This window comes from Caulobacter sp. (genome assembly GCF_017744445.1).
Lineage (GTDB): Bacteria > Pseudomonadota > Alphaproteobacteria > Caulobacterales > Caulobacteraceae > Caulobacter.
This window is the reverse complement of record NZ_JAGIBH010000010.1, coordinates 107,760-130,764: the sequence shown is the minus strand read 5'-3', so window position 1 is coordinate 130,764 and position 23,005 is coordinate 107,760. Positions and strand designations below refer to the sequence as shown.

At 67.0% G+C, this 23,005-nt stretch carries 22 protein-coding genes, 1 tRNA gene and 1 pseudogene; 17 read left to right on the top strand and 7 right to left on the bottom strand.

Annotation, left to right across the window (positions count from 1 at the left end; all coding sequences use genetic code 11):
* Window positions 1-213: 213 nt before the first annotated feature.
* Both J7528_RS15585 and J7528_RS15580 read right to left on the bottom strand, forming a co-directional pair.
* Entirely contained in the window at window positions 214-3,099 is a 2,886-nt protein-coding gene (locus J7528_RS15585) for a TIM-barrel domain-containing protein (protein ID WP_291876144.1), read from the bottom strand.
* A 278-nt stretch (window positions 3,100-3,377) separates the two neighbouring features.
* Window positions 3,378-4,361, bottom strand: a complete 984-nt coding sequence (locus J7528_RS15580) for a LysR family transcriptional regulator (RefSeq protein WP_291876141.1) — start codon at window positions 4,359-4,361, stop codon at window positions 3,378-3,380.
* 68 nt (window positions 4,362-4,429) lie between these two features.
* On the opposite strand from J7528_RS15580, the gene J7528_RS15575 reads away from it, so the two are divergent.
* The 3 genes from J7528_RS15575 to J7528_RS15565 are packed head-to-tail and all read left to right on the top strand — an operon-like array spanning window position 4,430 to window position 5,543.
* The gene (locus J7528_RS15575) at window positions 4,430-4,603 is read left to right on the top strand and encodes a nuclear transport factor 2 family protein (protein WP_291876139.1); all 174 of its coding nucleotides are present in this window, start codon (window positions 4,430-4,432) and stop codon (window positions 4,601-4,603) included.
* On the top strand, window positions 4,600-4,758 hold the full coding sequence (locus J7528_RS15570; protein WP_291876136.1) for a hypothetical protein: 159 nt from the start codon (window positions 4,600-4,602) through the stop codon (window positions 4,756-4,758). The genes J7528_RS15575 and J7528_RS15570 overlap by 4 nt, the downstream gene beginning before the upstream one ends.
* On the top strand, window positions 4,755-5,543 hold the full coding sequence (locus J7528_RS15565; RefSeq protein WP_291876133.1) for an SDR family oxidoreductase: 789 nt from the start codon (window positions 4,755-4,757) through the stop codon (window positions 5,541-5,543). Before J7528_RS15570 ends, J7528_RS15565 begins: the two co-directional genes overlap by 4 nt.
* A 73-nt stretch (window positions 5,544-5,616) precedes the next feature.
* Here the strand turns inward: J7528_RS15565 and J7528_RS15560 are convergent, their stop codons facing one another.
* Complete coding sequence (locus J7528_RS15560; protein WP_291876130.1) at window positions 5,617-6,105, bottom strand: MarR family winged helix-turn-helix transcriptional regulator; 489 nt, start codon at window positions 6,103-6,105, stop codon at window positions 5,617-5,619.
* A 159-nt stretch (window positions 6,106-6,264) separates the two neighbouring features.
* On the opposite strand from J7528_RS15560, the gene J7528_RS15555 reads away from it, so the two are divergent.
* The 3 genes and pseudogenes from J7528_RS15555 to J7528_RS15545 all read left to right on the top strand — a co-directional run.
* Window positions 6,265-7,059 (top strand): alpha/beta hydrolase, encoded by a 795-nt coding sequence (locus J7528_RS15555; protein WP_291876127.1) that lies wholly within the window; start codon window positions 6,265-6,267, stop codon window positions 7,057-7,059.
* A 118-nt stretch (window positions 7,060-7,177) separates the two neighbouring features.
* Window positions 7,178-7,360: a hypothetical protein gene (locus tag J7528_RS15550; RefSeq protein ID WP_291876124.1), complete on the top strand. Its 183-nt coding sequence runs from the start codon at window positions 7,178-7,180 to the stop codon at window positions 7,358-7,360.
* 52 nt (window positions 7,361-7,412) lie between these two features.
* A pseudogene (locus tag J7528_RS15545) lies at window positions 7,413-8,045 on the top strand (alkene reductase); the annotation flags it as partial.
* A 166-nt stretch (window positions 8,046-8,211) separates the two neighbouring features.
* On the opposite strand, the gene J7528_RS15540 reads toward J7528_RS15545, so the two are convergent.
* Window positions 8,212-9,237, bottom strand: a complete 1,026-nt coding sequence (locus J7528_RS15540; protein ID WP_291876121.1) for a 2OG-Fe(II) oxygenase — start codon at window positions 9,235-9,237, stop codon at window positions 8,212-8,214.
* A gap of 107 nt (window positions 9,238-9,344) precedes the next feature.
* Entirely contained in the window at window positions 9,345-11,528 is a 2,184-nt protein-coding gene (locus J7528_RS15535) for a TonB-dependent receptor (protein WP_291876120.1), read from the bottom strand.
* A 178-nt stretch (window positions 11,529-11,706) separates the two neighbouring features.
* On the opposite strand from J7528_RS15535, the gene J7528_RS15530 reads away from it, so the two are divergent.
* From J7528_RS15530 to J7528_RS15495, 8 genes are all read left to right on the top strand, one after another.
* Entirely contained in the window at window positions 11,707-11,895 is a 189-nt protein-coding gene (locus tag J7528_RS15530; RefSeq protein WP_291876119.1) for a hypothetical protein, read from the top strand.
* 183 nt (window positions 11,896-12,078) lie between these two features.
* Window positions 12,079-13,350: a radical SAM protein gene (locus tag J7528_RS15525; RefSeq protein WP_291876117.1), complete on the top strand. Its 1,272-nt coding sequence runs from the start codon at window positions 12,079-12,081 to the stop codon at window positions 13,348-13,350.
* A 44-nt stretch (window positions 13,351-13,394) separates the two neighbouring features.
* Window positions 13,395-13,568: a hypothetical protein gene (locus J7528_RS15520; RefSeq protein ID WP_291876115.1), complete on the top strand. Its 174-nt coding sequence runs from the start codon at window positions 13,395-13,397 to the stop codon at window positions 13,566-13,568.
* Window positions 13,569-13,581: 13 nt separating this feature from the next.
* Entirely contained in the window at window positions 13,582-14,319 is a 738-nt protein-coding gene (locus J7528_RS15515; protein ID WP_291876112.1) for a hypothetical protein, read from the top strand.
* Window positions 14,319-16,460 carry a peptidase domain-containing ABC transporter gene (locus J7528_RS15510; RefSeq protein ID WP_291876109.1) on the top strand — a complete coding sequence of 714 codons (2,142 nt, stop codon included), beginning with the start codon at window positions 14,319-14,321 and terminating at the stop codon, window positions 16,458-16,460. Before J7528_RS15515 ends, J7528_RS15510 begins: the two co-directional genes overlap by 1 nt.
* Window positions 16,457-17,272 carry a hypothetical protein gene (locus tag J7528_RS15505; protein WP_291876107.1) on the top strand — a complete coding sequence of 272 codons (816 nt, stop codon included), beginning with the start codon at window positions 16,457-16,459 and terminating at the stop codon, window positions 17,270-17,272. The genes J7528_RS15510 and J7528_RS15505 overlap by 4 nt, the downstream gene beginning before the upstream one ends.
* 19 nt (window positions 17,273-17,291) lie before the next feature.
* Window positions 17,292-17,849: a hypothetical protein gene (locus J7528_RS15500; RefSeq protein WP_291876106.1), complete on the top strand. Its 558-nt coding sequence runs from the start codon at window positions 17,292-17,294 to the stop codon at window positions 17,847-17,849.
* Window positions 17,850-17,863: 14 nt separating this feature from the next.
* Window positions 17,864-18,868 carry an aminoglycoside phosphotransferase family protein gene (locus J7528_RS15495; protein ID WP_291876102.1) on the top strand — a complete coding sequence of 335 codons (1,005 nt, stop codon included), beginning with the start codon at window positions 17,864-17,866 and terminating at the stop codon, window positions 18,866-18,868.
* Between the two features lie 54 nt (window positions 18,869-18,922).
* On the opposite strand, the gene J7528_RS15490 is transcribed toward J7528_RS15495, so the two are convergent.
* A tRNA-Arg gene (locus J7528_RS15490) sits at window positions 18,923-18,999 on the bottom strand.
* A 99-nt stretch (window positions 19,000-19,098) separates the two neighbouring features.
* Here J7528_RS15490 and J7528_RS15485 point away from each other — a divergent pair.
* The 3 genes from J7528_RS15485 to J7528_RS15475 all read left to right on the top strand — a co-directional run bounded on the left by J7528_RS15485 (window position 19,099) and on the right by J7528_RS15475 (window position 22,087).
* On the top strand, window positions 19,099-20,367 hold the full coding sequence (locus J7528_RS15485; RefSeq protein ID WP_291876390.1) for a dicarboxylate/amino acid:cation symporter: 1,269 nt from the start codon (window positions 19,099-19,101) through the stop codon (window positions 20,365-20,367).
* 221 nt (window positions 20,368-20,588) lie between these two features.
* Entirely contained in the window at window positions 20,589-21,734 is a 1,146-nt protein-coding gene (locus J7528_RS15480; RefSeq protein ID WP_291876100.1) for an HWE histidine kinase domain-containing protein, read from the top strand.
* A complete protein-coding gene (locus J7528_RS15475) occupies window positions 21,731-22,087 on the top strand; it encodes a response regulator (RefSeq protein WP_291876097.1) in 357 nt (118 codons plus the stop codon). Before J7528_RS15480 ends, J7528_RS15475 begins: the two co-directional genes overlap by 4 nt.
* A gap of 5 nt (window positions 22,088-22,092) precedes the next feature.
* Here the strand turns inward: J7528_RS15475 and J7528_RS15470 are convergent, their stop codons facing one another.
* Window positions 22,093-22,983: a LysR family transcriptional regulator gene (locus J7528_RS15470; RefSeq protein ID WP_291876094.1), complete on the bottom strand. Its 891-nt coding sequence runs from the start codon at window positions 22,981-22,983 to the stop codon at window positions 22,093-22,095.
* Between the last annotated feature and the right edge of the window lie 22 nt (window positions 22,984-23,005).

Sequence of the window (23,005 nt, the reverse complement as noted above, 5' to 3'; positions counted from 1 at the left end):
GCGCAGCGCTGGCCAGGCACAAACACTTCAAGACATCGCCCCCCAAAGGTGATGCACAACCTCAACTATAGCCGTCGTAACCCATCGCGCTTTGCGTCGGAAGGCGAAACCGCCCCCTTCTGGGGCGGAGTCGGTGCTCTCCCGGCGTTGCGCTTGGCTGTAGCAGGCGCCGTTGACCTTCGCCCTATGGGCTGCGGCTGGACGCGGGCGCGACTAGAACGGCACGGTCACGGCTTGTCCGCCGTACGAGACCGTCCGAACAGTCGGGGACGGCGCGAGCGCGCTCATTTCGGCGGAGCGGATCATCACGATCTTCAATGTTCGCTGTTTGACCATGCCAGGGAAGGCGCCCCGCCGCGCGCTGATCGTCAGCGTGCGCCGAGCATCGTTCCAGCTGAGGTCGTAGCGCGCCGACTGGCCCTTCTCGTAGGCGTAGGTTTCGTTGTCGTCTTCGTAGAGCGTGAACCGCCCGTCGGCGCCCGCGTAGATCCGGATTTCGTATGGGGCGTTCGGCTGTTCGGTGGCGTACTGCAGCACCGGCCCCATCGGAATGATGGCGCCGGCCCGGACATACAGCGGGACCATGTCGAGTGGGGTCTCGCGCGCCACGGTCTGGCCGCCGGCATGGCGCTGGTTGCTCCAGAAGTCGTACCAGTCCGCGCCCTTCGGCAGATAGGTGCGCATCGTCAGGTCGCGCGGCGCGCTCATCGCCGCCGCGTCCCGCTGCAGCTCGCCAGGCGTGCGCCACACGAACCGGAACACCCGGCCGCCCTCGGGGTGAGAGAATTCCAGTCGGACCGGCAGCCGCTCACCCTTCTTGAGTATGCGCCGCACCAGCCGGGTTCGGGTGGCGCTGCGACGCAGCTCGTCGATCACGGTGTCGCCGCCCAGGACCAGGCGCATGCCGTCGTTGCCGGTCAGGCCGATCTCGTACTCGCCGTCTTCCGGCGCGATCAGCTCGCCTTCCCAGCGCGCGGAGAAATGGCTGAGCGAGGTCAGGCCCGGGGGCAGCTCGGCCAGCGGCGGATCGGGCCAGGTGTGGTCGATCTTCTGGTCCACGGTCTGGCCGCGCGGCGTCTCGAAGGCCTCGCCTTCGAAGTAGTTCACGGTCAGGCCCGGCTTGCCGTCGGCCGTCCGCAGATATTGTCCGGGCACCGTCGTCGCGGAAGAAGGCAGGAGATTGTACATCGCATGCGTCACGGGATGGACCAGCAGCGACGGGCCGAACATGAAGCTGTCGTTGATGCTGTGCGTCGCCGGATCGTCCGGGAAATCCATCGGCAGGGCGCGCATCAGGGTGTAGCGGTCGGCGGTGACCTTGGCGCTCAGGCTGTAGATGTAGGGCAGCAGGCGATAGCGGAGCTGCGTCGACGCCAGCAGCGTCTTGTAGACGGGCGGGTCCAGCGTCTTGAACAGATAGGGCTCCCGTTCGACGCTAGTGCCGTGGATGCGCATGATCGGGTTGAAGGTCGCGTACTGGAACCAGCGTGCGTACAGCTCGCGCCAGGCGGGGTTCTTCTCGCCGCCCGGGAAGTCGGTTACGAAGAAGCCGCCGGTGTCCTGCGTCCAGTAGGGATTGCCGGTGATCGTGACATTGACGCCGCCGGCCACCTGCTGGGCGAAGGTCTTCCAGCTGGCGTAGATGTCGCCTGACCACGAGGCGGCGGCGGTGCGCTGGGCGCCGGCCCAGGCCGAACGCGTCAGGGTGAAGACGCGCTTGTCGCTGGTCGCGCGCTGGCCCGTGTAGGTCCCCTCGGTCGTGAGCAGCGAGTAGGGGTTCAGATAGCGGGTGAAGTCGCCCATGGCGTTGGCGCCCAGCGCCTTGGTGTCGCGGACATTGTCGGCCGGGTTCCACATCGCCGAGCTGACCTCGACCTCGGTCCCGTCCATCCAGAGCGCGTCGACGCCCTTGTCCAGCAGGCCCGACTTGATGTGCTTGAAGTAGATTTCCCGCCCCAGCGGGCTGTAGGCGTCATAGACGCGCGCCTGCTTGGAGATCCAGTGCAGCGGCTTGAACCGCAGGCCGTGCTGGTCGAGTTCGCGGCCCAGCGCCGTGTCATTGCCGACCGAGGGCCAGATCGAGACCATCAGCTTCAGGTGCAGGTCGTGGAGCGTGCGGGTCATGCCCGCCGGATCGGGGAACCGCGTGGGATCCCAGGTCATGCCCGACCACGAGCCGTCCTTGTCACTGCCCCAGTACTGCCAGTCCTGGACGATGTAATCGAGCGGGAAGCCCTCCTGGCGGAAGGTCTTGGCGACCTCGATCAAGCGGTCCTGGGTAGGGTAGCGCTCCTTGCTCATGAACAGCCCGAAGGCCTGCTTGGGGTACATCGGCGCATCGCCGGTCAGCCAGCGATAGGCGCCGACAACCCCGTCCATCGTCTCGCCGGCCATGAAGTAGTAGTCGACGCCGCCCGGGGCGCTCTCGGCCCAAAGCCGCGCGCCCTGCGCGTCGTCCTTGAAGCGCATCTGCGAATAGGTGTCCCAGAGCACGCCGTAGCGCTCGCTGGAGACCATCACCGGGATGATGATCCCGACATTGGTCTGCACCAGCAGCAGGTCCTTGCCCCGGCGGTTGACCTCGTCGTCGCCGGTGAAGCCGAAGCCGTAGATCCCCTCCCCCGGCTTGAGCGTGAAGCGGTTTTCCACCTCGTAGGTCGGCGCATCGCTGATGACGCGCTTGTCGATCGATTGCGGCGCGTCGGCCTTCTCGCGGGTAAGCAGTCGGCCGGAGGCGTCATGGTAGGTCAGGGCGCCGGTATGCTTGTCGATCACGACGCGCAGGCTCGTGCCGGCCAGCTCCACCGCGTCCGACGTCTCGCGCACCGTGAAGGCCACGGTCTCGGGCTGGCGGATCACCACCAAGCTTGGCGCCATCCAATAGGATTGGCCAAGGTTGGCGTTCACCCGCACGACCGTCGGCGAATAGAACAGCACCGACTTGGTGACGCCGTTCAGCTGGAACTGCACGCCGTTGCGCAGCCGCTGGAAGTGGAACGCCGCGTCGGTGGCGGGCGTCAGAGCCTGCAGCTGGGCCAGCGGATCAAGACCGATCGGCGGCGATGGCTGCTGCGCCAAGGCCGGAGCGCCCGCCAACATGACGATCGCCGCCGCGGCCATCGTCCAATGTGCTGTCGTGCGGCGCCCGTGTCGTGGCGGGTGACAGTCTTTGGATTTGGCGCCCAAGGCGGCCCAGACCGCGTGACGGCTGCAGCGCCAGCCCATTATCGAATTCCCCAACGCTCCATTTGTCTGACTAATGGTAGCGCAGCCATCTGCCATTGCGAAGTGCGAAACCTCACTCATCAAACGCGCGCATGCGCCGCCGTGGCGGAGCCCGTCGATGACGGTAATCTCGCGCGCGGGCCTCGCGTGTCTCAACCTATCGACGGTCTTGGGGCATCGCTGGTTCCACTATAGCGTCGCGCAAAGTCGACGAACGCCTTGAACGCGGCGGTCGGATTGCGCCGGCTCGGATAGTAGAGGCTCAAGGGCGACAGAGTGGGGGTCCAGTCCTCCAGCACACGCACAAGGCGGCCAGCCTCGATATCGTCTCGCACGTCCGACTCCATCGCCAGGGTCAGGCCGACAGACGCAAGCGCCGCGGTCCTTGCCAAGCTCGCTTCATCGAGGGTGACAGCGCCCTCGACGTCGATCTGGATGGACTGTCCGTCCTTCTCGAACGGCCATCTGTAGATCGCGCCGTTGGGAAGCCGGACACGGAGACAAGAATGTTCAGCCAGATCCTGGGGGATCAGAGGTGTCCCGTGCGCCTTTAAATAGCTGGGCGCGCCGACCACGACATTGCGCCGCCCGCCGCCTAGCGGCAGTGCGATCATGTCGGCGGGCACGAAGTCAGCGCTGCGGACGCCGAAGTCGAAGCCGCCCTCGACGATATCCACAAGGCGCCCTTCCGTGACGATATCGATGTGGACCTGAGGGTGCACGCGCAGGAACGGCAGCACGAGCCAGGAGAAGATCTCCCGCGCCGCTGTCGGAAACGCATTGATGCGCAGCGTGCCCGACGGTGCGGCCTTTTGGGAGCGCGCAATGTCCATGGCTTCATGGATGTCGCGCAGGGCGGGGGCGACCTGCGCGACGAATTGTCGGCCCGCCTCTGTCAGGGAAACGCTTCGCGTCGTGCGATTGAAGAGCCGTACGCCGAGCGTGCGCTCCAGCTTATTGACCGCGTTGCTGAGCGCGGTCGTCGAGATCCCGAGCTCGAGCGCGGCCGTGCGGAACTTGCCCCGCCGGGCGACCATGAGAACGGCCTCCAGTTCCGTAAGACTGCCTTGCGCCATTATCCTGCTTTTCGCGATGAAGCGTTCCGAGTTGCTCGGATTATCACGCAAACTGGTCATCTCTATCTTGTCTGGCAAGCGCAATGGCAGCCGCCCCGGCCGCAACCGCCGAAAGCAGGACAAAAACGATGACGCCCGATCTTCCATCCCCGATCGCCGCGTATGTGGCCGCGAACGCGCAGCTCGATGTGGACGGCATGCTGAAGCCCTTCGCGGACGACGTGGTCGTCAAGGACAATGGCGCGGTTCTCGTGGGCACGCCGAATTGCGGTCCCTGTTCGAACACGAAGTCGTCCCCGTGAAGGCGATCTTCACGCCGGACACCGTCCGTCACGAGGACGGCAAGGTCGTCGTCGAAGGCCCCGCCCACGGCGATTTTCCGGGCAGCCCGATCCGCTTCACCTACCGCTTCACCCTCGAAAACGACGCCATCACGGCCCTGGAGATCACGGCATGACCATCAAGACTGATCCGACCGAATTCGCCGGCAAGCGCGTGCTCGTCAGCGGCGGTTCCAAGGGCCTGGGCCGCGCCACCGTCGATCGCTTCCTGGCTGGCGGCGCCCGGGTGATCACCGCCGCGCGCGGAAGCCTGGAGCCCATCGACGGCGTCGAGTTCGTCCAGGCGGACCTGACGACGGCCGAGGGCGGGGAGGCTCTGGCCAAGGCGGCGCTTGAGCGGCTGGGCGGTATCGACATCCTCGCACACGTGGTCGGCGGCTCGTCGGCGCCAGGCGGCGGTTTCGTCGCCCTGACGGACGACGACTGGCTTTCCGAACTGAACCTGAACCTTTTGGCGACGGTGCGCCTGGATCGCCTGCTGATCCCGCAGATGATCGAGCGCGGCGCCGGCGCGGTGGTGCATGTCACCTCCATCCAATCGGTCCTGCCGCTCCCTGATGCGACCACGGCCTACGCCGCCGCCAAGGCCGCGCTGCGGACCTATAGCAAGTCGATCTCCAAGGAACTGGGCCCCAAGGGCGTTCGGATCAACGCCGTCTCGCCCGGCTGGATCATGACCGAGGCGACCGGGATGTTCCTCAAGCGCCTGCAGGACGCCAACGGCGGAACGATCGAGGACGCGCGTCAGCTCGTCCTGCGGGGCCTTGGCGGCATCTCGATCGGTCGCGGGGCCGAACCCTTCGAGGTCGCCGATGTCATCGCCTACCTGGCCTCGGATCGCGCCGCCTCTATCCACGGCGCAGAATTCGTCGTCGATGGCGGCACGGTGCCGACCGTCTGATTGCGCGCCCACGCCTGGCCCAATCGGCCAGGCGTGGGCCGCCGTCGGCGACGTCTGGCGTCCTCGACGTCACCTAAGATTGGGCGTCAACCTTGGGGGTGGAAGCGCCCGGCCCCCATCCGCCGATGGCGCTATAGATGTCGTTCCTCAGCGTTCGGACCTTGTCGTTCAGGTCGTTGAGGGCCTCATGCGGCTGGCCCGAGGCTTCAAGCAAGGCCGCGCCCAGGCAGCCCGCCTTCCGCTGCATCGCTCTGCCCGCGTCCGTCAGGGCGACAATGACCTGACGCGCGTTGGCCGGATCGCGAGTGCGGTTCACCAGGCCCGCCGCCTCGAGGCGCTGGAGCAACGGCGTCAGGGTGCTGGATTCGAGCGCCAGCCGTTCGGCAAGCCGCCCGACCAATTGCCCATCCTCGGCCCATAGCAGGTTGAGCACCAAGTACTGGGGATAGGTCAGCCCGAGCTCATCGAGCAGGGGCTTGTAGGTTCGCTGAATGGCGATGCCCGCCGAATAGATGGCGTAGCAGAGCTGGTCGTCGAGCGGTGGCGGGGGGCTGTGGGTCATAGCGTTCTCCTCCCCTTCATATAGGTCCGATCAGAAAAATAGCTATCGCGATAACTTTTCCCTGGACGGCCGATCAGAGCGCCGCTACACAACATTTATCGCAATAACTTTTATCGTAATAAGCAACTGACCCAGCCGACAGACACAGGGAGAATCACCATGATCCGCCAAGCTCGCAACATTCTCATCGCCGCCGCCCTCTCGGGCCTGGCCGGCGCCGCGCACGCCCAGACCGACGCCTCGCACGGCGCGCACGCCCCGACGGTCCGCAACGTCGTCCTGGTCCACGGCGCCTTCGCCGACGGTTCGGGCTGGCGCGGGGTCTATGACCGCCTGACCGCCCAGGGCTACAAGGTCAGCATCGTCCAAAATCCGTTGACCTCGCTGGCCGACGACGTCGCCGCCACCCGCCGCGTCCTGGCGCGCCAGGACGGCCCCACCATCCTGGTCGGCCACTCGTACGGCGGCACGGTCATCACCGAGGCCGGCAACGATCCCAAGGTCGCGGGCCTGGTCTATGTCGCCGCCCTGGCGCCGGATGCCGGCGAGTCGACCGGCGACCAGTTCGCCGAGATCCCCGCTCCTCCCGGCTTCGTGATCGAGCCGCAGGCGGACGGCTTCGGCTTCGTCAACCTGGCCAAGTTCAAGGCCGGTTTCGCCGCCGACATCAATGATGCCGACGCCGCCTTCATGCGCGACAGCCAAGTGCCAATCGCCATGTCCGCCTTCGGCGACAAGGTCACCAAGGCCGCTTGGCGCGTGAAGCCCAGCTGGTTCGTCGTGGCCACCGAGGACGGCGCCATCGATCCCAAGCTGCTGCGCAAGACCGCCGCCCGCATCGGCGCCGAAGCCGTGGAGATCAAGGGCAGCCACGTCGTCTTCCTCAGCCGTCCCGAAGCGGTCGCCAACGTGATCGACAAGGCCGCCAAGACCGCCGCCGCCAAGGCGAAGTAAGGCCAGGATAGATCCTCAAGCCCCAAGGTCGGCCGCCGACGCGCCCAGCGGGTCGGCGGCCGCGCCTGTGAACGCGGCTGGAAACGGCGGCGGCTATGCTGTTATGCGACAAACGCCCATGACCTTCAGAACGCCTCCCGTCACCGCCTGGTCGGCCGCCCTGATCGGGTTTGGCGGCACAGTCGCCCTGGTCGTGCAGGCCATGCGCGTCCTGGGCGTCGGCTCGGCGTTCTGGGGCCTGACGGCGGGCTTCCTGGCCCTGGGCGCAGGAGCGCTCCTGCGCCGCGCGCCCCGGACGTGAAGCCAGTCCTTCAAATCTTGTTCGCCGCCGCGCTGGCGCCCGCCAGAGCCGCGAGGTCAACGACGCGATCCACGCGCGCGGCGGCCATGTCTTCTACCAGCTCATGCACGCGGGCCGCATGTCGCACCCCGACAACACGCCGCATCACCGGCAGGGCGTGGCGCCGTCGGCGATCACGCCGGGCGAGCAAATCTACACCCTGGACGGCATGCAGGACATTCCCACGCCTCGCGCCCTCTCCACCGACGAGGTGCGGGCGACGGTAAAGGACTACGCGCATGCGGCAAGGCGCGCGGTCGACGCGGGCGCCGACGGCGTCGAGATCGGCGCCGATCGAACGGGTATCCGGCTATCGCCCGGCTTCACCGGCATGGGTTTGAACCATGGTTCGGAAAGGCCCGACCTCTTCCGCTACCTCGTCAGCGAACTCGACAAGCTTGGCCTCGCCTATATCCACATCGTGCACTACGGCGAGGACGATATCCTGCACGACTTCCGCAGGATCTGGCGTCATGCCCTGATCCTCAATCGCCCCGGCCGGCCTCGCGAGGACATCGGCAAGGACGTCGCATCAGGACTGGCGGATCTGTCACAGCGCCAAACGTCCGGCTGGGCGCCGCCAGCGGTCGCCGCGTCAAAGCCGTTGGGCGGCAGGCCGGTGACGCGGGCAAGTTCGTCCTGCTAGCGTGCGGGTAGGTGGTCGAGACTGGATTTCATGGGCCTGGTCTCGCTGACCCGACCGGCCGGGCAAGCCGGCGACAGGCGATGGATGAAAACCTTCTGGCGGTCTGTCGCCGGTCTGGCGGCGTTCCATGGAGAAGAGCACAAAGCACGAGGGACGTTGGCGGAACTCAGGTCCCAGCAAGCGCGTCGCTCAACGGGCTCAAGCCTCCACTGGCAGCCTCCGGGTAGAGTTCACGGATCAGCGCCTGGGCCTGGGGACGGGCAAATCGGCGCGACGCGACAAATTCGGCCTCTAGCCGCCAATCGGCCGGATCGAACGACGCGCGGCGCTTCCTGGCGAGGCGGTGCGACCACCAAGCGACATATTCCGGCTCGGGCAGGTTCAGGATTCTGGACGCGCGCGCCTTGATGGCGCCTACCTTCGCGCCATTTGCCGGATCGTCCGCCGCTGATGCGGCCTTGAGGGCATGATCGAACTCGTCCTCGTCGACGCCAAACCGTATCGCCAGGGCCTTGGCCGTCAAATCGCCTGATGCGGGCTCCAGCCCCGCGGTGCTTTCCCCTGGCCGCCAGGCCTGCATCGCGATGGTGATCTCGTCGTTCAGTCGCCCGAGACGCACCGGACAATTGCCCGAATGGTGGAACTGCATGACCAGCACGACGCGCTCGCCCGCGCTGATCGGTGCGACGGCATGATAGGAATGGGCGCTGGCCTCGAAAGCGATCATCGATCCGGCGATGGGCGCGTACCGCCGCAGCGGGATATCCGTGGGTGGCGTGGAGAAGACGCAAAACTGCCCTCCGGAATAGTGCTCTTCGGGCTCGGCCAGATAGAGCATGATCCTGTGGGTGGGCTCGCCGGCGCGCGGCCGGTCGTTGTGGACCTGGGTGGCTTGCCCGGCCCCTTGGCGCATGATGGCGAAGCTTCGTTCCTCGGAGAGTGGGATCGAGAACCTCTCGAGCACGGCGTGGGCGGCCTCGGAGACGGCCTTGGCGTCGCGCGCATCGGGGAACACCGACGCGAAGTCGCCGCACCACGCATCGCCCTCATAGAGGGGATTGTCGTTTGGCCGCCAGGTGCGGGCCCGCCCCAATACAGCAAGCGCCCGTCGGCAGGCCTCGATGGGGATGACGCGGTCGGTGACGACATGCGGATAAGGCGAGCTCTCGAGCGGCGGGATAGCTGGGGTCACGGTGCGTGGCTCCGCGTCGATTGAGATGTCCAAGGGCCACAGGTGGAGAGGGTCTTGGAAAAAGGGCCGACTCGCGCCGGGCCGCGCGGGCCGGTTGCGGGGCGGCGCTATTGCGCCGCCGCCTCGCCGTAGTCGAACCCTTCTGAGCGGCGTTTGCCCCCGCCCAGGGTGTAGGTCAGGCTCACAAACGCCGCGCGGATGCTCATGTTCTTGTCGGTTCTCTGGCGCAAGGCCGGGGTGTCGATGACCAGGCCCTCGCGATAGGTGTCGAAGGCGTCCTGGACCGTCACCACCGCCGCCAGCTTGGGGCTGATGATGTGGCGGTAGCCGAGATTGAGGTTGGCCGACGGACGGCGATATCCTTGGGGCAGCAGCGTTCTACCGCGAGCGACCAGATTGAGCTGCAGAAGGTCCTTGGGACCGATCTGCCAATTGAGATTGCTGCGCCCCCCCACGGTCGCGCCCGACCGCTTCTCCTCCCGGCCGTTGAGGGTCCACGCGATCTCGTCCCAGGAGGCGTTTCCGCTGATGTTGAAGGCCATGGACTTGCCGACGCGGCGGCTGGCGACGAGCTCGAGCCCGAGGTTGCGCGAGCGTCCGGCGTTTTCCTTGCGGGTCAGCAGGACGCCGTCGCCAAGGTCGGACACCACGTCGGTGACCGCGTCACGGCTGCGACGCGCGTAGAGCGTGGCCAGGTAGGACGTCGACTTCCGCTTAAATTCGTAACCCAGTTCCGCCGCGTCGGTGATCTTCGGCGCCAGGTCGGGATTGCCCTCCTCATAGGCGACGGGGGTCACGAACTGGCGGAAGCCATTGAGGCTGGAAGGCTCCGGGCGCTGGATGCGGCGACTGAAGCTCATATTCAGCTTCTGCTCGTCATCGATGGCGTAGACGGCGTGCAGGGTCGGAAACAGTCGGACGTCGTCTCGCGTGGCGCGCGTCCCCAGCGTCAGCTGATGGACGCGCCTTTGCGCGGCCTCGAGCCTCGCGCCCGGCAGCAAGGTCCAGTCGCCGACCGAGCGCTCGTAGGTCAGGAAGGCCGACTGGACATTCTGGCGATAGTCGAACTGGTTGTTGAGCGAAGGCGAAGGCGACGCGACCGCCGCGCTCGCGCCCAAGGCGCCGCGGTGATCGACGCGCTCGTCCTCGAACCGGCCCTCGAAGCCAACATCCAGCAGGCCCTTCTTGGTCGGGCGCTGGTATTCGACCTTGGCCGAGGTCTCGTGTTGGACCTCGTCGCTCGCCTGGGCCAGGAAACGACTTTCAACGACCGGGCGGCTGTGCAGATAGGTCTGGCGGCTATCGTCGAAGCTTCGCGAACGGGTCCGGGAGAGGTCGAGCGACACCTGGTGGCCTTCGCCGCCGAGCCGCCGGACGAGCGAGGCGGACGCGGCCGTGTTGGCGAAGAGGCCGCCGTTGCGACCTTGGGAATTGTACGCCTCGGCGAGCGGGCCGCTCGCGGCGTCGCTGGCGTATCGGACCGCCGAGGGGGAATGGTAGTTGAGCCGCAGCTGGCTGATATCCGCCGAAAGATCGGTCTTGGCATTGGGCTGATAGGCGATGTTGGCCTGGGCGTTCCAGGAGGTGTTGGTGGTCTTGGCCTGGCCAACGGCGCGGGTGTGGACCATCGCTCCGGTGGTCGGATCGAGGATCTCGCGATCGGTTCTCGGATTGAGCTTGGCGTTGTCGCGCCGACCGCCGGCGCTGGCGCTGAAGGACAGGCGCTTGGTGTTCTGGCCGATGGCGATCCGACCATTGTAACGGCCGTCGGTCCCATAGGCCCCGCGCACCGACCCCGTGACGCCGACGCCCTTGGCCTTCTTGCTCACGAGATTGATGATCCCGGCCGCGCCATCGGCGCGATAGGCGGCCGAGGGATTGGTCATCACCTCGACGCGTTCGAACTGGCTGGCGGGGAGCTGCAGCAACGCATCGCCCCGACCCGCGCCCTGCAGCATCCCCGCGGGCTTGCCGTCGATATAGACCTTGACGCCGGACTCGCCGCGCAGGCTGACATTGCCCTGCACGTCGACCTCCACGGATGGGATATTGCGCAGGGCGTCGGCGATCGAGCCGGTCGACGAGACGATGTCGTTCTTGAGCCCATAGCTTCGCCGATCGACGAAGCTCTTGTAGTCGGGATCGGCGGCCTTGATCGTGACGGCGCCGACCGTGTTGGCCGACGGTTCATGCCCCGCCGTCGGAGGGCCTAGCGCTTGCGCTGCGGGGGGCGACGCGGGCGCAGGTGATGTCTGGGCGGCGGCCGAGCCGCAGGCGACCGTCGACGCCACAAGCCAAAGCACTGATTTTGGCAAAGCCCCACCCACACGAAACTGCTTCGTCAGCATAGTGAGCACCCGACAACCGGAGCGCAAGCGACATTTCTTCCCCTAGTTGCATGCCGTTTTCACTCATGCTAGCGCTGCATGGCCGGTCAACCGGTGCGATAGTTCTTCAACGGAGGGATTGATGCAAAGCCTCAAAGAAGCCATGCTGGGCAAGGGCGTTTCGGCCGAAAAGCTGAACATTCAATCGGACAATGCTGCTCTTCCGGACAGCGTGTTCGACTCCCTGGCCAATATCGGTGGCGGCGATGATGAAAACGCCAAGATCGATATTGACGCTTTCGGCCGCATCTTCGGTCGGATTCGCTTCTAGTCTGAGCGAATAGTGCTCCGCGGCTGTCCGGAGGCCGCGGAACATGACGCGTCCTCGCTTCGCAGCGAGCGATGCGAGATGCTTACCTAAAGTAGATTTTTCTCGCTGGCGCACCGTCGCCAGCCGCCGCGATCAGCGCCCTCGGCGTGCTCATCGCGGCGTCTAGTCAGAGCGAGCATAGCCTTGCGCGACACCCCTCCGTACGCTCCCGTCGACGCCTTGCGGCACACCGCGGGCTCGAGCCTCGAGGTCATCCTCAAGGTCACCGAGCGGTGCAATATCGCGTGCACCTACTGCTACTTCTTCTTCGCGGGCAACGACTCGCACGCCGAGCACCCATCGCTGCTGAAGCGCGACGGGTTCCTGGAGACCGTCGACTTCCTCGCCAAGGCGCTAGAGGAGCATCAACTCGACCGGATCCAAATCGACTTCCACGGCGGCGAACCGCTGCTGGTCAAGCCCGAATATTTCGCCTGGATGTGCGAGACCCTGCAGGAGCGCCTTGGCGCCTGCCCCCAATTGATCCTGGCGGTCCAGACCAACGCGATGTTGGTCAACGACACCTGGATCGAGCTGTTTGGTCGCTTCAACATCCAGGTCGGCGTCAGTATCGACGGCCCCTCCGAATACAACGATCGCTTCCGGGTCGACCACAAGGGACGCGGCACCCACGCCAAGGTGGTCGAGGGGATCCGGGCGCTCCAGGCCGCGCACGCGCGCGGCGTCATGGACGACCTGGGCGTGCTCTGCGTGATCAATCCCGATTTCGACATCACGCGCGTCTACCGACACATCGTCGACGAACTCGGCGTCCGAAACCTCAATTTCCTGTTGCCCGACGTGGCCGGCAGCACCTATGGGCCCGGCGCGGCCAAGGCCATGATCCCGATCCTTCGGGAACTGACCGCGCTGTGGCTGGCCGACACCTCGGTCAACCTGACCTTCCTGCGCAAGCCGTTCCAGCGCTTCCTGGCCGGCGGCCGCTATGACGAGGAAATGGCGCGCTTCCGACAACTCAAGGCGCCAATCCTGACGATCTACTCCAACGGTGAGATCGGGCCGGACGACGCGATCCGGCCGCTCGCGCCCGAGCTGTTCGTCACGGGGCTCAATGTCGCCACCAGCAGCCTGACCGACGTCATGACCCATCCCGATCTCGTCGCCCACGTCCATCGGAGCTTCAGCTTGCCCAAGGACTGCGAGGCCTGCTGCTGGCGCAACATGTGCCGCGGCGGTGAGCTGTCGCATCGGCCGACGGCCGACGGCGGCTTCGCGGCGCGGTCAGCATACTGCGAGGCGCTTTCGGACATGTACGCCGAACTGGCCGCCGCGGCGATCAATCAAGGCGCGCGCCTGGACAGCGTCGCCGGGGTGCTCGGACTTCGCCCGGACGAACTGGGCGAGGAGCCCGCCGCGGCGCCCTCGCCGGCCATGCTCCAGACGGTGGCGTCGTGATGGCGGGCGAGGCGTCGCGGCCGGGCTCGGGCGAGGTGGCTGCCGTGGATGTCGCCAGCCTCTTTCGCCCGCAAGCGATGGCGGCGCGGCGGCGCCTATCGCCGTTCAAGCCCCCGCGTGTCGGTCGCTCCCTGATCCTGGCCGGCGTGCTCTACCTCGTCGTCGCCACCGGTCTGGTCGTCTTGGCGGCCGGCGCGATCGCCGCCCACCGGATCTAAGGAAAGCTCGCGCGTGCCGTCTCTTCTCCAAGCCCAGCTTCCCAATCAGCCCGCCGCGACGCCGTCACTGGAGGCCCTGGGGTCCTGGTATCAGGCGGTCGAGATCGAGGGCCTCGGAACGCCTCCCGTGGCCAGCGGCGCCGAGGACAGCCGGTTCTATAACCTCGGAAAGTGGCGCAACTTCATCGCCCCTCTCCTCCCCGCCGGGCGCGACGCCTTCTGCGAGCTGGGCTCCAATGCGAGCCTTTTCCTGCTCTGCGCCGCCCAGGCCGGGTTTCGACGCGTGATCGGCGTCGAGCCCGACGCGGAATGGCATGGGCAGGGCCGTTTCGTGCTCGATCACTACGCGGCGCGCGACCCGCGACTGTACGGCGGGATCGAGCTCGTCAAGGCGCGCGTCGGCGATCCGGGTCACGGCGTCAACGACAGCTGCCTGATCGAGGGGTCTTGCGAGGCGCTCGACCTGGCCACGCTGCCGGCTTTGGACGTCATGCTGCTGTCCAACGTGCTCTACTGGATCGAGCGGGAGGCCTCCCAGGCGTTCATCCACCAGCTCGCCGACAAGGCGCGATACGCGATCGTGGTCAGCATCGAACAGGCCACCGAGCGTGGCGGCCCCGCCGCCCTGGCCGACGTGCGGGCCGCCTTCGACGCGTCCTGGATCGAGCGCGAGATCATCGCCGGCGTCGCGCGCCAAGGCGATCCCGCGCCGCGCCGCATGTTCAGCCTCCTCTTCGAAAGCCGACGCTGATGCCATACGCCGCCGGCCCCAAGGCCTCGCGCCTGGAAATCGTTCGTCAGCAGTCGGCGTCCGAATGCGGCCTGGCCTGCCTGACGATGATCGCGCGCTATCATGGACTGAACTGGTCGTTGGCGGGCCTGCGCGCGGCCTTTCCCATCTCCCTGCGCGGCATGTCGATCCAGAACGTGCGCCAGGTGGCCGGCGAGATGGGGCTGGATTGTCGGGCGGTCAGGGTGGAGCCGTCGGGGCTGAGCAAGCTGGCCGGACCCGCCATCCTCCACTGGGGCTTTGATCATTTCGTCGTCCTCAAGCGAATGCGAGGCGACCGGGCGCTCATCCATGATCCCACCAGTGGCCGGCGCTGGGTGGACGCCGAGAGCCTTTCGGACAAGCTCACGGGCCTGGCGCTGGTCTTCGCGCCGAGCCAAACGCCCGGGCGCGCGCCCTCCGGTGTTCGCGAGACCGCGGGACGGCTGGAGGCGCTGTTGCGCCAGGTCTGGTCGCGTGACGTCGCGGTCGGCGCGGGCCTGGCCCTGGTGCTGACCCTTCTCGTGCAGCTCTATACGCTGGCCGCGCCCCTGGCGATCTCGACCCTCGTCAATCACATGATGTCGCGCAGCGGCCCGTCGCCGACGGTCATCGTGCTGGCGTTGCTGACCTTCACCGTCCTGACCAGCGTCGGAAACCTGCTGCGCTCGGCGACGATCACCCGCGTCGCGATCACGGCGAGCCATAGGCTGAGCCTTCGACTCTACGAGGGGCTGATCGTCTCGCCGCTGACCTACTTCGAAAATCGCAAGGTGGCGCAACTGACGGCGGGCTACGACGCCAAGGAAGCGCTGGAGGACATCATCTCCTCGCGCGCCATCGGCGCGGTGCTCGACGGCATCGGCGTCCTCGTGGTCCTGGGCGTCATGGCCTACCTGTCGCCGCCGTTGTTCGCGATTTCCGCGGCCAGCACCGCCGCGCTCGTGGGACTGATGATCCCGCTGCTGCGCCAGCTGCGCCGCGTCAGCCTGGAATCGACCAACGAGACCGCGCGTGTCCAGGAGATGTTCCTGGAGCTGATCCGCAACGTCCACGCGATCAAGGCCTTCAGCGCCACGGCCCACTTCATCGGCGAGTGGCGACAACGCACCACCGTGGCCTTCGACCTTCGCGCCCACCTGCTGCGGTCCAACAACCTGCGTTCCGTCGTCGTCGAGCTGGTCGGCGGCGTCGATTTCGCGCTCATCCTGGGCGTTGGCGGTTGGCTGGTCTTTCAGGGTCGCATGGAGGCAGGCGCCCTGCTGGCGCTGGTCTTCCTGCGCACGCAACTGATGCAGCGACTGGACATGCTGTCCCAGAACGGCGTCGTCCTGGGCACGCTGGATCTTCACTTCCACCGCTTCGCCGACATGCTGCCGATGCAACTGCCCGACGCCCCTGGCGCCGCGGGGCCCGCGGAACCGCCGCCGGCCAGCATCGCCCTGCGGGGCGTGACCTTCGAATACGGCCAGAACCTGCCTCGGGTGCTGGATGGCGTCGATCTAGACTATTCGGCCGGAGAGTTCCTCGGCGTCACGGGCGCGTCCGGCGAGGGCAAGACCTCGATCATCAAGGTCGCGCTGGGGTTCTACACGCCGACGGGCGGCGAGGTCCTGGTGGACGGCGCCGCCGCCGACGCCCAGGCCCTGGAGCGCGTGCGCCTAGCCAGCGCCACGCTCCTGCAGTCGGACCGGCCCATCGTGGCCACGATCGCCGAGAACATCGCGTTCGCCCGCTTGGGGGATTTCGACGAGGAGAAGATCTGGTGGGCGTTGTCGGCCGTCGAGCTCGACAACGACGTGCGCCGCATGCCGATGGGGATCAACACGCTGGTCGGCGATATCGGCAGCGGCCTGTCGGGCGGGCAAACCCAAAGGCTGCTCCTGGCTCGCGCCCTCTACCGCTCCCCGACCTTGCTGTTCCTCGACGAGGCGACCTCGCAGATCGATCCGCCCACCGAGGCGCGGATCTTCGAGCGCCTGCGCGCGCTCGGCATGGGTTGCATCTGCGTGGCCCACCGCAACGAGACGCTTTCGCGCATGGACCGGGTGGTGCGCATCTCCGGCGGTCGCGTGCTCGCAGACGACCATGACCTTATCGAACAGCAAAAAGGCGCGGCATGAACGGTTTCGACATCCAGGTCGCCTCGCCTCATCTCGATCCGGCCGCCTTGCGTGCGCGCGTCATGGTATCGCGCCTGGTGACGGCCCCGCGCGAGGTCGACGACGACGGGGCCGCCTACGAGGACGAGGCGATGACGCCGTCGCCCGCGTGGCGCGCGCTCGAGGACGAGGAGGCCCAGGCGCTGCTGACACCGGCCGCCGCCGAGCCCCGCTTTTTTGGACAGGTTGGCCTGGTGAACGCGCCGGGCGCGGCGGTCGAGGCCTTGACGAGGCTCGCCGACGAGCAGGCCTCGCGTCTCCAGGAGCGGTCGCTACGCAGCTCGGTGTCCGATATCCGCGATCGCCTGCATGCCGTGGTGGCGGCGATTCCTGGCGTTCGGCCGGTGGGTCCGATGCTCAGCGTTTCCCATGGCCGGGGGACGGGAGGCCTGCTGACCGTGACCCGCGGCAAGGATGGCCGCCGGATCGGGCTGCATGTCGACAGCTGGGATGGCGTCGATCTCAAGGGGCGCCGGCGGGCCAGCAATCGCCTGGCGGTCAATACCGGCCAGGCCCCGCGCTACTTCCTGTTCCTGCCCAGGCAGGTGGCCAACATGCCGGACAAAACCGGCGCGGACTCCAAGGAGGCCCTGGATCTCGTGCGGGCCTATGTGAGACTGTTCGAGGATGATCGCGTCTTCCGATTGGAGGTTCGCCCCGGGGAAGCCTACGTCGCGCCGACGGAGAACATCATCCACGACGGGTCGTCGGACGGCGCCGTGGGCCAGGACCGGACGGCGATGGTGCGGGGCTATATCCATCTGGATCGTTGAGAGCGTGGAAGGAGCAAACATGCGGTTCTTCGTGCTTGCGGGATTGGTGGCCGTCACGGCGGCGGCCGCGTCGACGCCGGCCCTGGCCCAGGCCCGGGACGATTGGAGCCTGGGACTGAGCGGCGGCTACGCCTCGGTCGGCGACCTCAAGGTTCGGCCCAGTGGCTCACGGCCCCTCGTGGCGCGCGGCCTGCGCGGCGCCTCGGTGAGCCTCGGCCTGGATCGCGTCCTTCTGGAGGGCCAGTCCTGGCGCGTGTCCGGCGGCGGCGAACTTGGCTATCTCCACGCGGACAGCGACAGCGTGTCGGACGCCTCGGGCAGCGCCGAGCTTTCCCGAACCTCGGGGTTCGCGGTGGTTTCGGTCCAAAGGACGGCGGCGTTCACCCAGCCGTTCGCCGGTGTCGGCCTGGGCGTGATCCATGATCGCCTGCATCTCCGGACCGAGGGCCAGGATATCGTCATTGGTCGCACGATCCCCGCGGCGAAGGCGTTCGCCGGCGTCGAATGGGACACCAAGCCCGTGGCGATCGGTTTCAGCGTCGGGGCGACCGGCGCCTTTGGAAAGGGTCCCCGATAGGCGCGACGGCCTCGATGTCATCGGCGCCCGGCGACGCCTTCGGCGAAAGCTTGGCGCGGGCCGGCGCGGTGCTGGGCCATCCACCGGGCGCCTTGCGCGTCCTGCGCGCGGGCGGGGGCGGCGGCGCCGATGTCGCGAAGATCGAGGTCGCGGGGCTGCCGGGCGCCTATGCCTTCCGGCGACGCAAGCCGATCACGGCCGACGAGCCGGAGCGGTGGATACCCAAGGACGCCGTGTGCGCGTTCCTGACGCACCGGTTCTCGCACGCCCCTGTCGACGCCGCGGCCCTGGCGGGCTTTCTCGCCGCTCCCACTGGGCGCGACCTTCCATTCCGGCTCGGCGCGGATCTCCTCGGCTATGGACTAGGATCGGCGCTGACCGGGCGGTCGCCCTGGTCGATCGCGACATGGTTGGACGCGCCGCGTCTGCTCGATCGCCCGGATGTCGCCGCCTATGCTGATCTAGGACGATGTCTGAAGGCCGTCCACGATGTCCGCTTCGAAGGCCTTTGGCCCGAACTCGACCGCCCTGGGGAAGGTGTTTGTTGGGACCAGTGGATCGGCTTCATGTTCCGTCATTTCGCGACGCCGAGCCTCGCGGCCCAGATCGGCCAGGACGCCGTCGAGACGATCCTGCGTTTGAGGCCGTCGCCGCCGAGCGCGCTGGTGCTCGTGCACGGCGACGTCCATCCCGCCAACGCCCTGGTGTGCGAACAGGGTATTCGCATGATTGACTGGGACGAGGCCGGGGTCGGAGCTCCGGAACGCGATTTCGCGGTCCTGCGCTATCGCACGCGACAGTTCGAAAGCGGGCTGATCGGACCTGATCGGCCGCTGTTCGACGCGGCGATCGATGGCTATCGACGCGCCGGCGGCCAGCTCGACGAACGACAAATGCGCGTTCACCAACTGCTGTTCTTGCTAAAGCAACTGGCCCTTCCGCGACAGCCGCGCCACGTGACCATGACCGCCGCGGATCTCGCGGCCGAAGCGCTTCGCCTCGTTCGCCAACTGGGCTGAAGCCTCGCCGCTCAGCGATCGTGAAGCGCTCTCTTCGTCGCGCCTCAAACAGCCTGGCGGCCCAGGAGGGACTCGAACCCCCGACCTTCGCTTTAGGAAAGCGCTGCTCTATCCTGCTGAGCTACTGGGCCTCGCTTCGCGCGGGCCAGGGTCAATAGCGCAAGATGGCGGGCGTGCGAACCCCGCTGCAAAGGCTTTAGGGGCAGGTGGGGGCGAACGCGGTGCGGCATCTGAAATCGATCTATGTCCAGGTCCTGATCGCCATCGCGCTGGGGATTCTGGTCGGGGCGCTGTGGCCCAAGATCGGGGTTGCGGTTAAGCCCCTGGGCGACGCCTTCATCAAGCTGATCAAGCTAGTCATCGCGCCGGTGATCTTCTGCACCGTGGCCGGCGGCATCGCCCGGATGGGCGACATCAAGGCGTTCGGCCGGGTGGGGGTCAAGGCCCTGCTCTATTTCGAGGTGGTCTCGACCCTGGCCCTGATCCTGGGCTTGGTGGTGGGCCGCACGCTGCGGCCCGGCGACGGCTTCAACATCGATCCGGCCACGCTGGATCCGTCGATCGCCGCCGGCTATGTCGAGAAGGCCAAGCACGGCGAGGGGCTGATCCCCTACCTGCTGCACCTGATCCCCGACACCTTCTTCAGCGCCTTCGCCGAGGGCAACCTGCTGCAGGTGCTGGTCATCGCCATCCTGACGGGCTTTGCCTGCACGCGGCTGGGCGACTTTGGCGACAAGGTCGCCAATGTGCTGGAGGACGCGGCCAAGCTGTTCTTCGGCGTCATCCACATCGTGGTCCGCCTAGCGCCGCTGGGCGCGTTCGGGGCCATGGGCTTCACGATCGGCAAGTACGGGATCGGGGCGCTGATGCAGCTGGGGGCGCTGGTGGCGACCTTCTACATCACCTCACTGCTGTTCGTGCTGGTGGTGCTGGGCGCGATCGCCTGGGCCAGCGGCTTCTCGATCCTCCGGTTCCTGGCCTATATCCGCGAGGAGCTCTTGATCGTGCTGGGCACCAGCTCGTCCGAAAGCGTGCTGCCCCAGATGATGGAGAAGCTGGAGAACGCCGGCGCCCGGCGCTCGGTCGTCGGCCTGGTCATTCCCACCGGCTACAGCTTCAACCTGGACGGCACCAACATCTACATGACCCTGGCCACGCTTTTCCTGGCCCAGGCGACCAACACCCACATCACGCTCGGCCAAGAGCTGGCCCTGCTGGGCGTGGCCATGCTGACCTCGAAGGGCGCCTCGGGCGTCACCGGCGCGGGCTTCATCACCCTGGCCGCGACCCTGGCGGTCGTGCCCGACATCCCGATCGCGGCCCTGGCCGTGCTGGTCGGCGTCGACCGTTTCATGAGCGAATGCCGGGCCCTGACCAACCTGGTCGGCAACGGCGTGGCGACGCTGGTCGTGGCCCGGTGGGAAGGCGCCCTCGACCGCGACAGGTTGTCGCGCGTCCTGCGGGGTGAAAAGGGTCCCGTCGAGCCTGCCGCGGCGTGAGCACGGCCAGCGAGCGCATGCGCGAAACCTCGCCAGAACGTTGATCTATCAACGTTATTGCATGGATCGCGCCATATTCGTCGCCTACCCGACGGACAGGCATAACGAAACTCAACCCTGACGCATGTGCAAACGATCACACAGGCTGTTGGCGGCCCCGCTTGCCCGGCGCCGTCTGCATGTTAGGGTTTCAAACACAACCGCCGTGCGATCTTCAATTCATGCTGGATTTGGCCACGAGAGACGACGTCGCAACGCCCGAAACGGACCTGCTGACGCTCATCGAAACGATTGAGGCCCTGTCGGCGACCCGCACCATCAGCGAAGTGGCCGAGGTCGTCCGCAAGGCGGCCCGCCGCGTTTCCGGCGCCGACGGTGTCGCCTTCGTCCTGCGCGACAATGACAAGTGCTGGTACTTCGACGAGGACGCCATCGGCCCTCTGTGGAAGGGCAAGCGCTTCCCGCTGACGGCCTGCATCTCGGGCTGGGCGATGCTGAACCGCCAGACCGTGATCATCCCTGACATCTATCTGGACGATCGCATCCCGCACGACGCCTATCGTCCGACCTTCGTCAAAAGCTTGGTGATGACGCCGGTGCGCATGGAAGACCCGTTGGCGGCCATCGGCGCCTATTGGTCGCACGAGCACGTCCCAGCCCCCGAGATCGTCAAGAAGCTGCAGGTGATTGCCCGCGCCACGGCCTCGGCCCTGGAAAGCGGCCGGCTGCACGACAGCCTGGTCGACGCTCGCCACCACGGCACCTTCCTGCTGCAGGAGCTGGACCACCGGGTGAAGAACACCCTGGCCATCGTCCAGTCGATCTCGCGCCAGACCCTGCGCTCGACGCCGACGCCGGAGGCCTTCGCCGAGACCTTCGAGAACCGCATCCTGGCCCTGTCGCAAGCCCACGAGTTGCTGACCCGCCGCGCCTGGGGCCGCGCCGAGCTGCACGAGATCCTGGACAAGGCGCTCGCCCCCTTCAGCCCCGACCTGGCCGAACGCTTCGACATCATCGGCCCGGCCCTGACCTTCAGCGCCGAGACCTCGGTGTCGGTGCACATGACCCTGCACGAGCTGGCGGTGAACGCGGCCAAGCACGGCGCCCTGTCGACGCCCGAAGGCCGGGTCGTGATCCGCTGGAGCGTCGAGGAAACCGCCACGCCGCCGATGCTGACCCTAACCTGGCGCGAGGTCGGCGGCCCGGCTGTGACCAGCAAGCCCGAGCACAAGGGTTTCGGCGTCCAGATGATCGAGCGCGGCCTGGCCCGCGACCTGGGCGGCAAGGCCAGTCTCGACTTCACGACGCAGGGCGTGATCTACACCCTGCGCGCGCCGCTGTCGCAAAGGATGAGTCTCGCCGCATGAAGCCCAGCAAGGTGATGATCGTCGAGGACGAGGCCCTGGTGGCCATGATGGTCGAGGACATGCTGGGCGACCTGGGCTGCGAGATCGCCGGCTCGTTCGGCGCGGTGGGCGACGCCCTGGAATGGCTGGGCAGCGGGCAGCCGGCGCCCGACGGCGCGGTGCTGGACGTCAATATCGGCGGCGAGATGGTGTTCCCAGTCGCCGAGGAACTGCGGGAACGCGGCGTGCCGTTCGTGTTCGCCACCGGCTATGGCGACCTGCCCCGCAAGGGCTTCGAGAGCATCGAGGTGCTGGCCAAGCCGATCAATGCCGGCGCCCTGCGCAAGGCCGTCGACAAGTTCCAGCCGGAATAACCGCCTCAACCGCCCTCGCGGATGAAGTCGATGAAGGCCCGCAGCGGCGCGGGCGCGCGGCGACGGCTGGGATAGTAGAGATAGAAGCCGCCGTAGTACGGGCACCAGTCCTCCAGCACCCGCACCAGCTTGCCGGCCGCGATCAGGTCGGTGACCTGCTCCTCGAAAGCGAAGGTCGCGCCGATGCCGTCCAGGGCCGCCTGGATGGTCAGCTGCTGGTCGTTGAGAGCCAGCGGGCCATCGACCTCGATATTCAGCTCGACCCCGCCCCGCTCGAACTCCCAGGCGTAGAACCGGCCGCTGGCGAAGCGGTAGCGGATGCAAGGGATTTCCTTCAGCTGTTCGGGCGTGGTCGGCTTGGGGTATTTCTCGAAGAAGGCCGGTGAGGCGACAATGGCGGTGCGCTGGCGGCCGCCGATCGGCACGGCGACCATGTCCTGGGCGATGGTTTCGCCGAAACGGATGCCGGCGTCGCAGCCCTCGGCCACCATGTCGACCAGGGCGGAGTCAGCGATGATCTCGACCTTCACGCCGGGCTGCTGGGCCAGGAAGCGGGTCACCATCGGCAGCAGGACCATTTCGGCCGCCCCGCGCGCGGCGTTGAAACGCAAAGCGCCCATCGGCTGACCACGGAAGTTGTTGAGGTCATCCAGGGCGTCGTCGATGTCGCGGAAGGCCGGCGACACGAGCTCGAACAGCTGCTCGCCGGCCTCGGTCAGGGCGACGCTGCGGGTGGTGCGGTTGACCAGGCGCAGGTCCAGCCGCTCCTCGATGCTGCGCAGGGCATGGCTCAGCGCCGACGGCGTGCAGCCCAGTTCATCCGCCGCGCGGCGAAAGCTCTTGTGGCGGGCGATGGCCAGGAAGCTGGCCAGGTCGGCAGGTGCTACGGGACGCATTGATGAGGTTTACTCACTGACT

Excerpts from the sequence above, each read along its gene's own strand:
- J7528_RS15585 (WP_291876144.1), bottom strand. The coding sequence starts at position 3,099 with ATGTTGGCGGGCGCTCCGGCCTTGGCGCAGCAGCCATCGCCGCCGATC.
- J7528_RS15580 (WP_291876141.1), bottom strand. The coding sequence starts at position 4,361 with ATGACCAGTTTGCGTGATAATCCGAGCAACTCGGAACGCTTCATCGCG.
- J7528_RS15575 (WP_291876139.1), top strand. The coding sequence starts at position 4,430 with ATGACGCCCGATCTTCCATCCCCGATCGCCGCGTATGTGGCCGCGAAC.
- J7528_RS15565 (WP_291876133.1), top strand. The coding sequence starts at position 4,755 with ATGACCATCAAGACTGATCCGACCGAATTCGCCGGCAAGCGCGTGCTC.
- J7528_RS15560 (WP_291876130.1), bottom strand. The coding sequence starts at position 6,105 with ATGACCCACAGCCCCCCGCCACCGCTCGACGACCAGCTCTGCTACGCC.
- J7528_RS15555 (WP_291876127.1), top strand. The coding sequence starts at position 6,265 with ATGATCCGCCAAGCTCGCAACATTCTCATCGCCGCCGCCCTCTCGGGC.
- J7528_RS15550 (WP_291876124.1), top strand. The coding sequence starts at position 7,178 with ATGACCTTCAGAACGCCTCCCGTCACCGCCTGGTCGGCCGCCCTGATC.
- J7528_RS15530 (WP_291876119.1), top strand. The coding sequence starts at position 11,707 with ATGCAAAGCCTCAAAGAAGCCATGCTGGGCAAGGGCGTTTCGGCCGAA.
- J7528_RS15510 (WP_291876109.1), top strand. The coding sequence starts at position 14,319 with ATGCCATACGCCGCCGGCCCCAAGGCCTCGCGCCTGGAAATCGTTCGT.
- J7528_RS15505 (WP_291876107.1), top strand. The coding sequence starts at position 16,457 with ATGAACGGTTTCGACATCCAGGTCGCCTCGCCTCATCTCGATCCGGCC.
- J7528_RS15500 (WP_291876106.1), top strand. The coding sequence starts at position 17,292 with ATGCGGTTCTTCGTGCTTGCGGGATTGGTGGCCGTCACGGCGGCGGCC.
- J7528_RS15495 (WP_291876102.1), top strand. The coding sequence starts at position 17,864 with ATGTCATCGGCGCCCGGCGACGCCTTCGGCGAAAGCTTGGCGCGGGCC.
- J7528_RS15480 (WP_291876100.1), top strand. The coding sequence starts at position 20,589 with ATGCTGGATTTGGCCACGAGAGACGACGTCGCAACGCCCGAAACGGAC.
- J7528_RS15475 (WP_291876097.1), top strand. The coding sequence starts at position 21,731 with ATGAAGCCCAGCAAGGTGATGATCGTCGAGGACGAGGCCCTGGTGGCC.
- J7528_RS15470 (WP_291876094.1), bottom strand. The coding sequence starts at position 22,983 with ATGCGTCCCGTAGCACCTGCCGACCTGGCCAGCTTCCTGGCCATCGCC.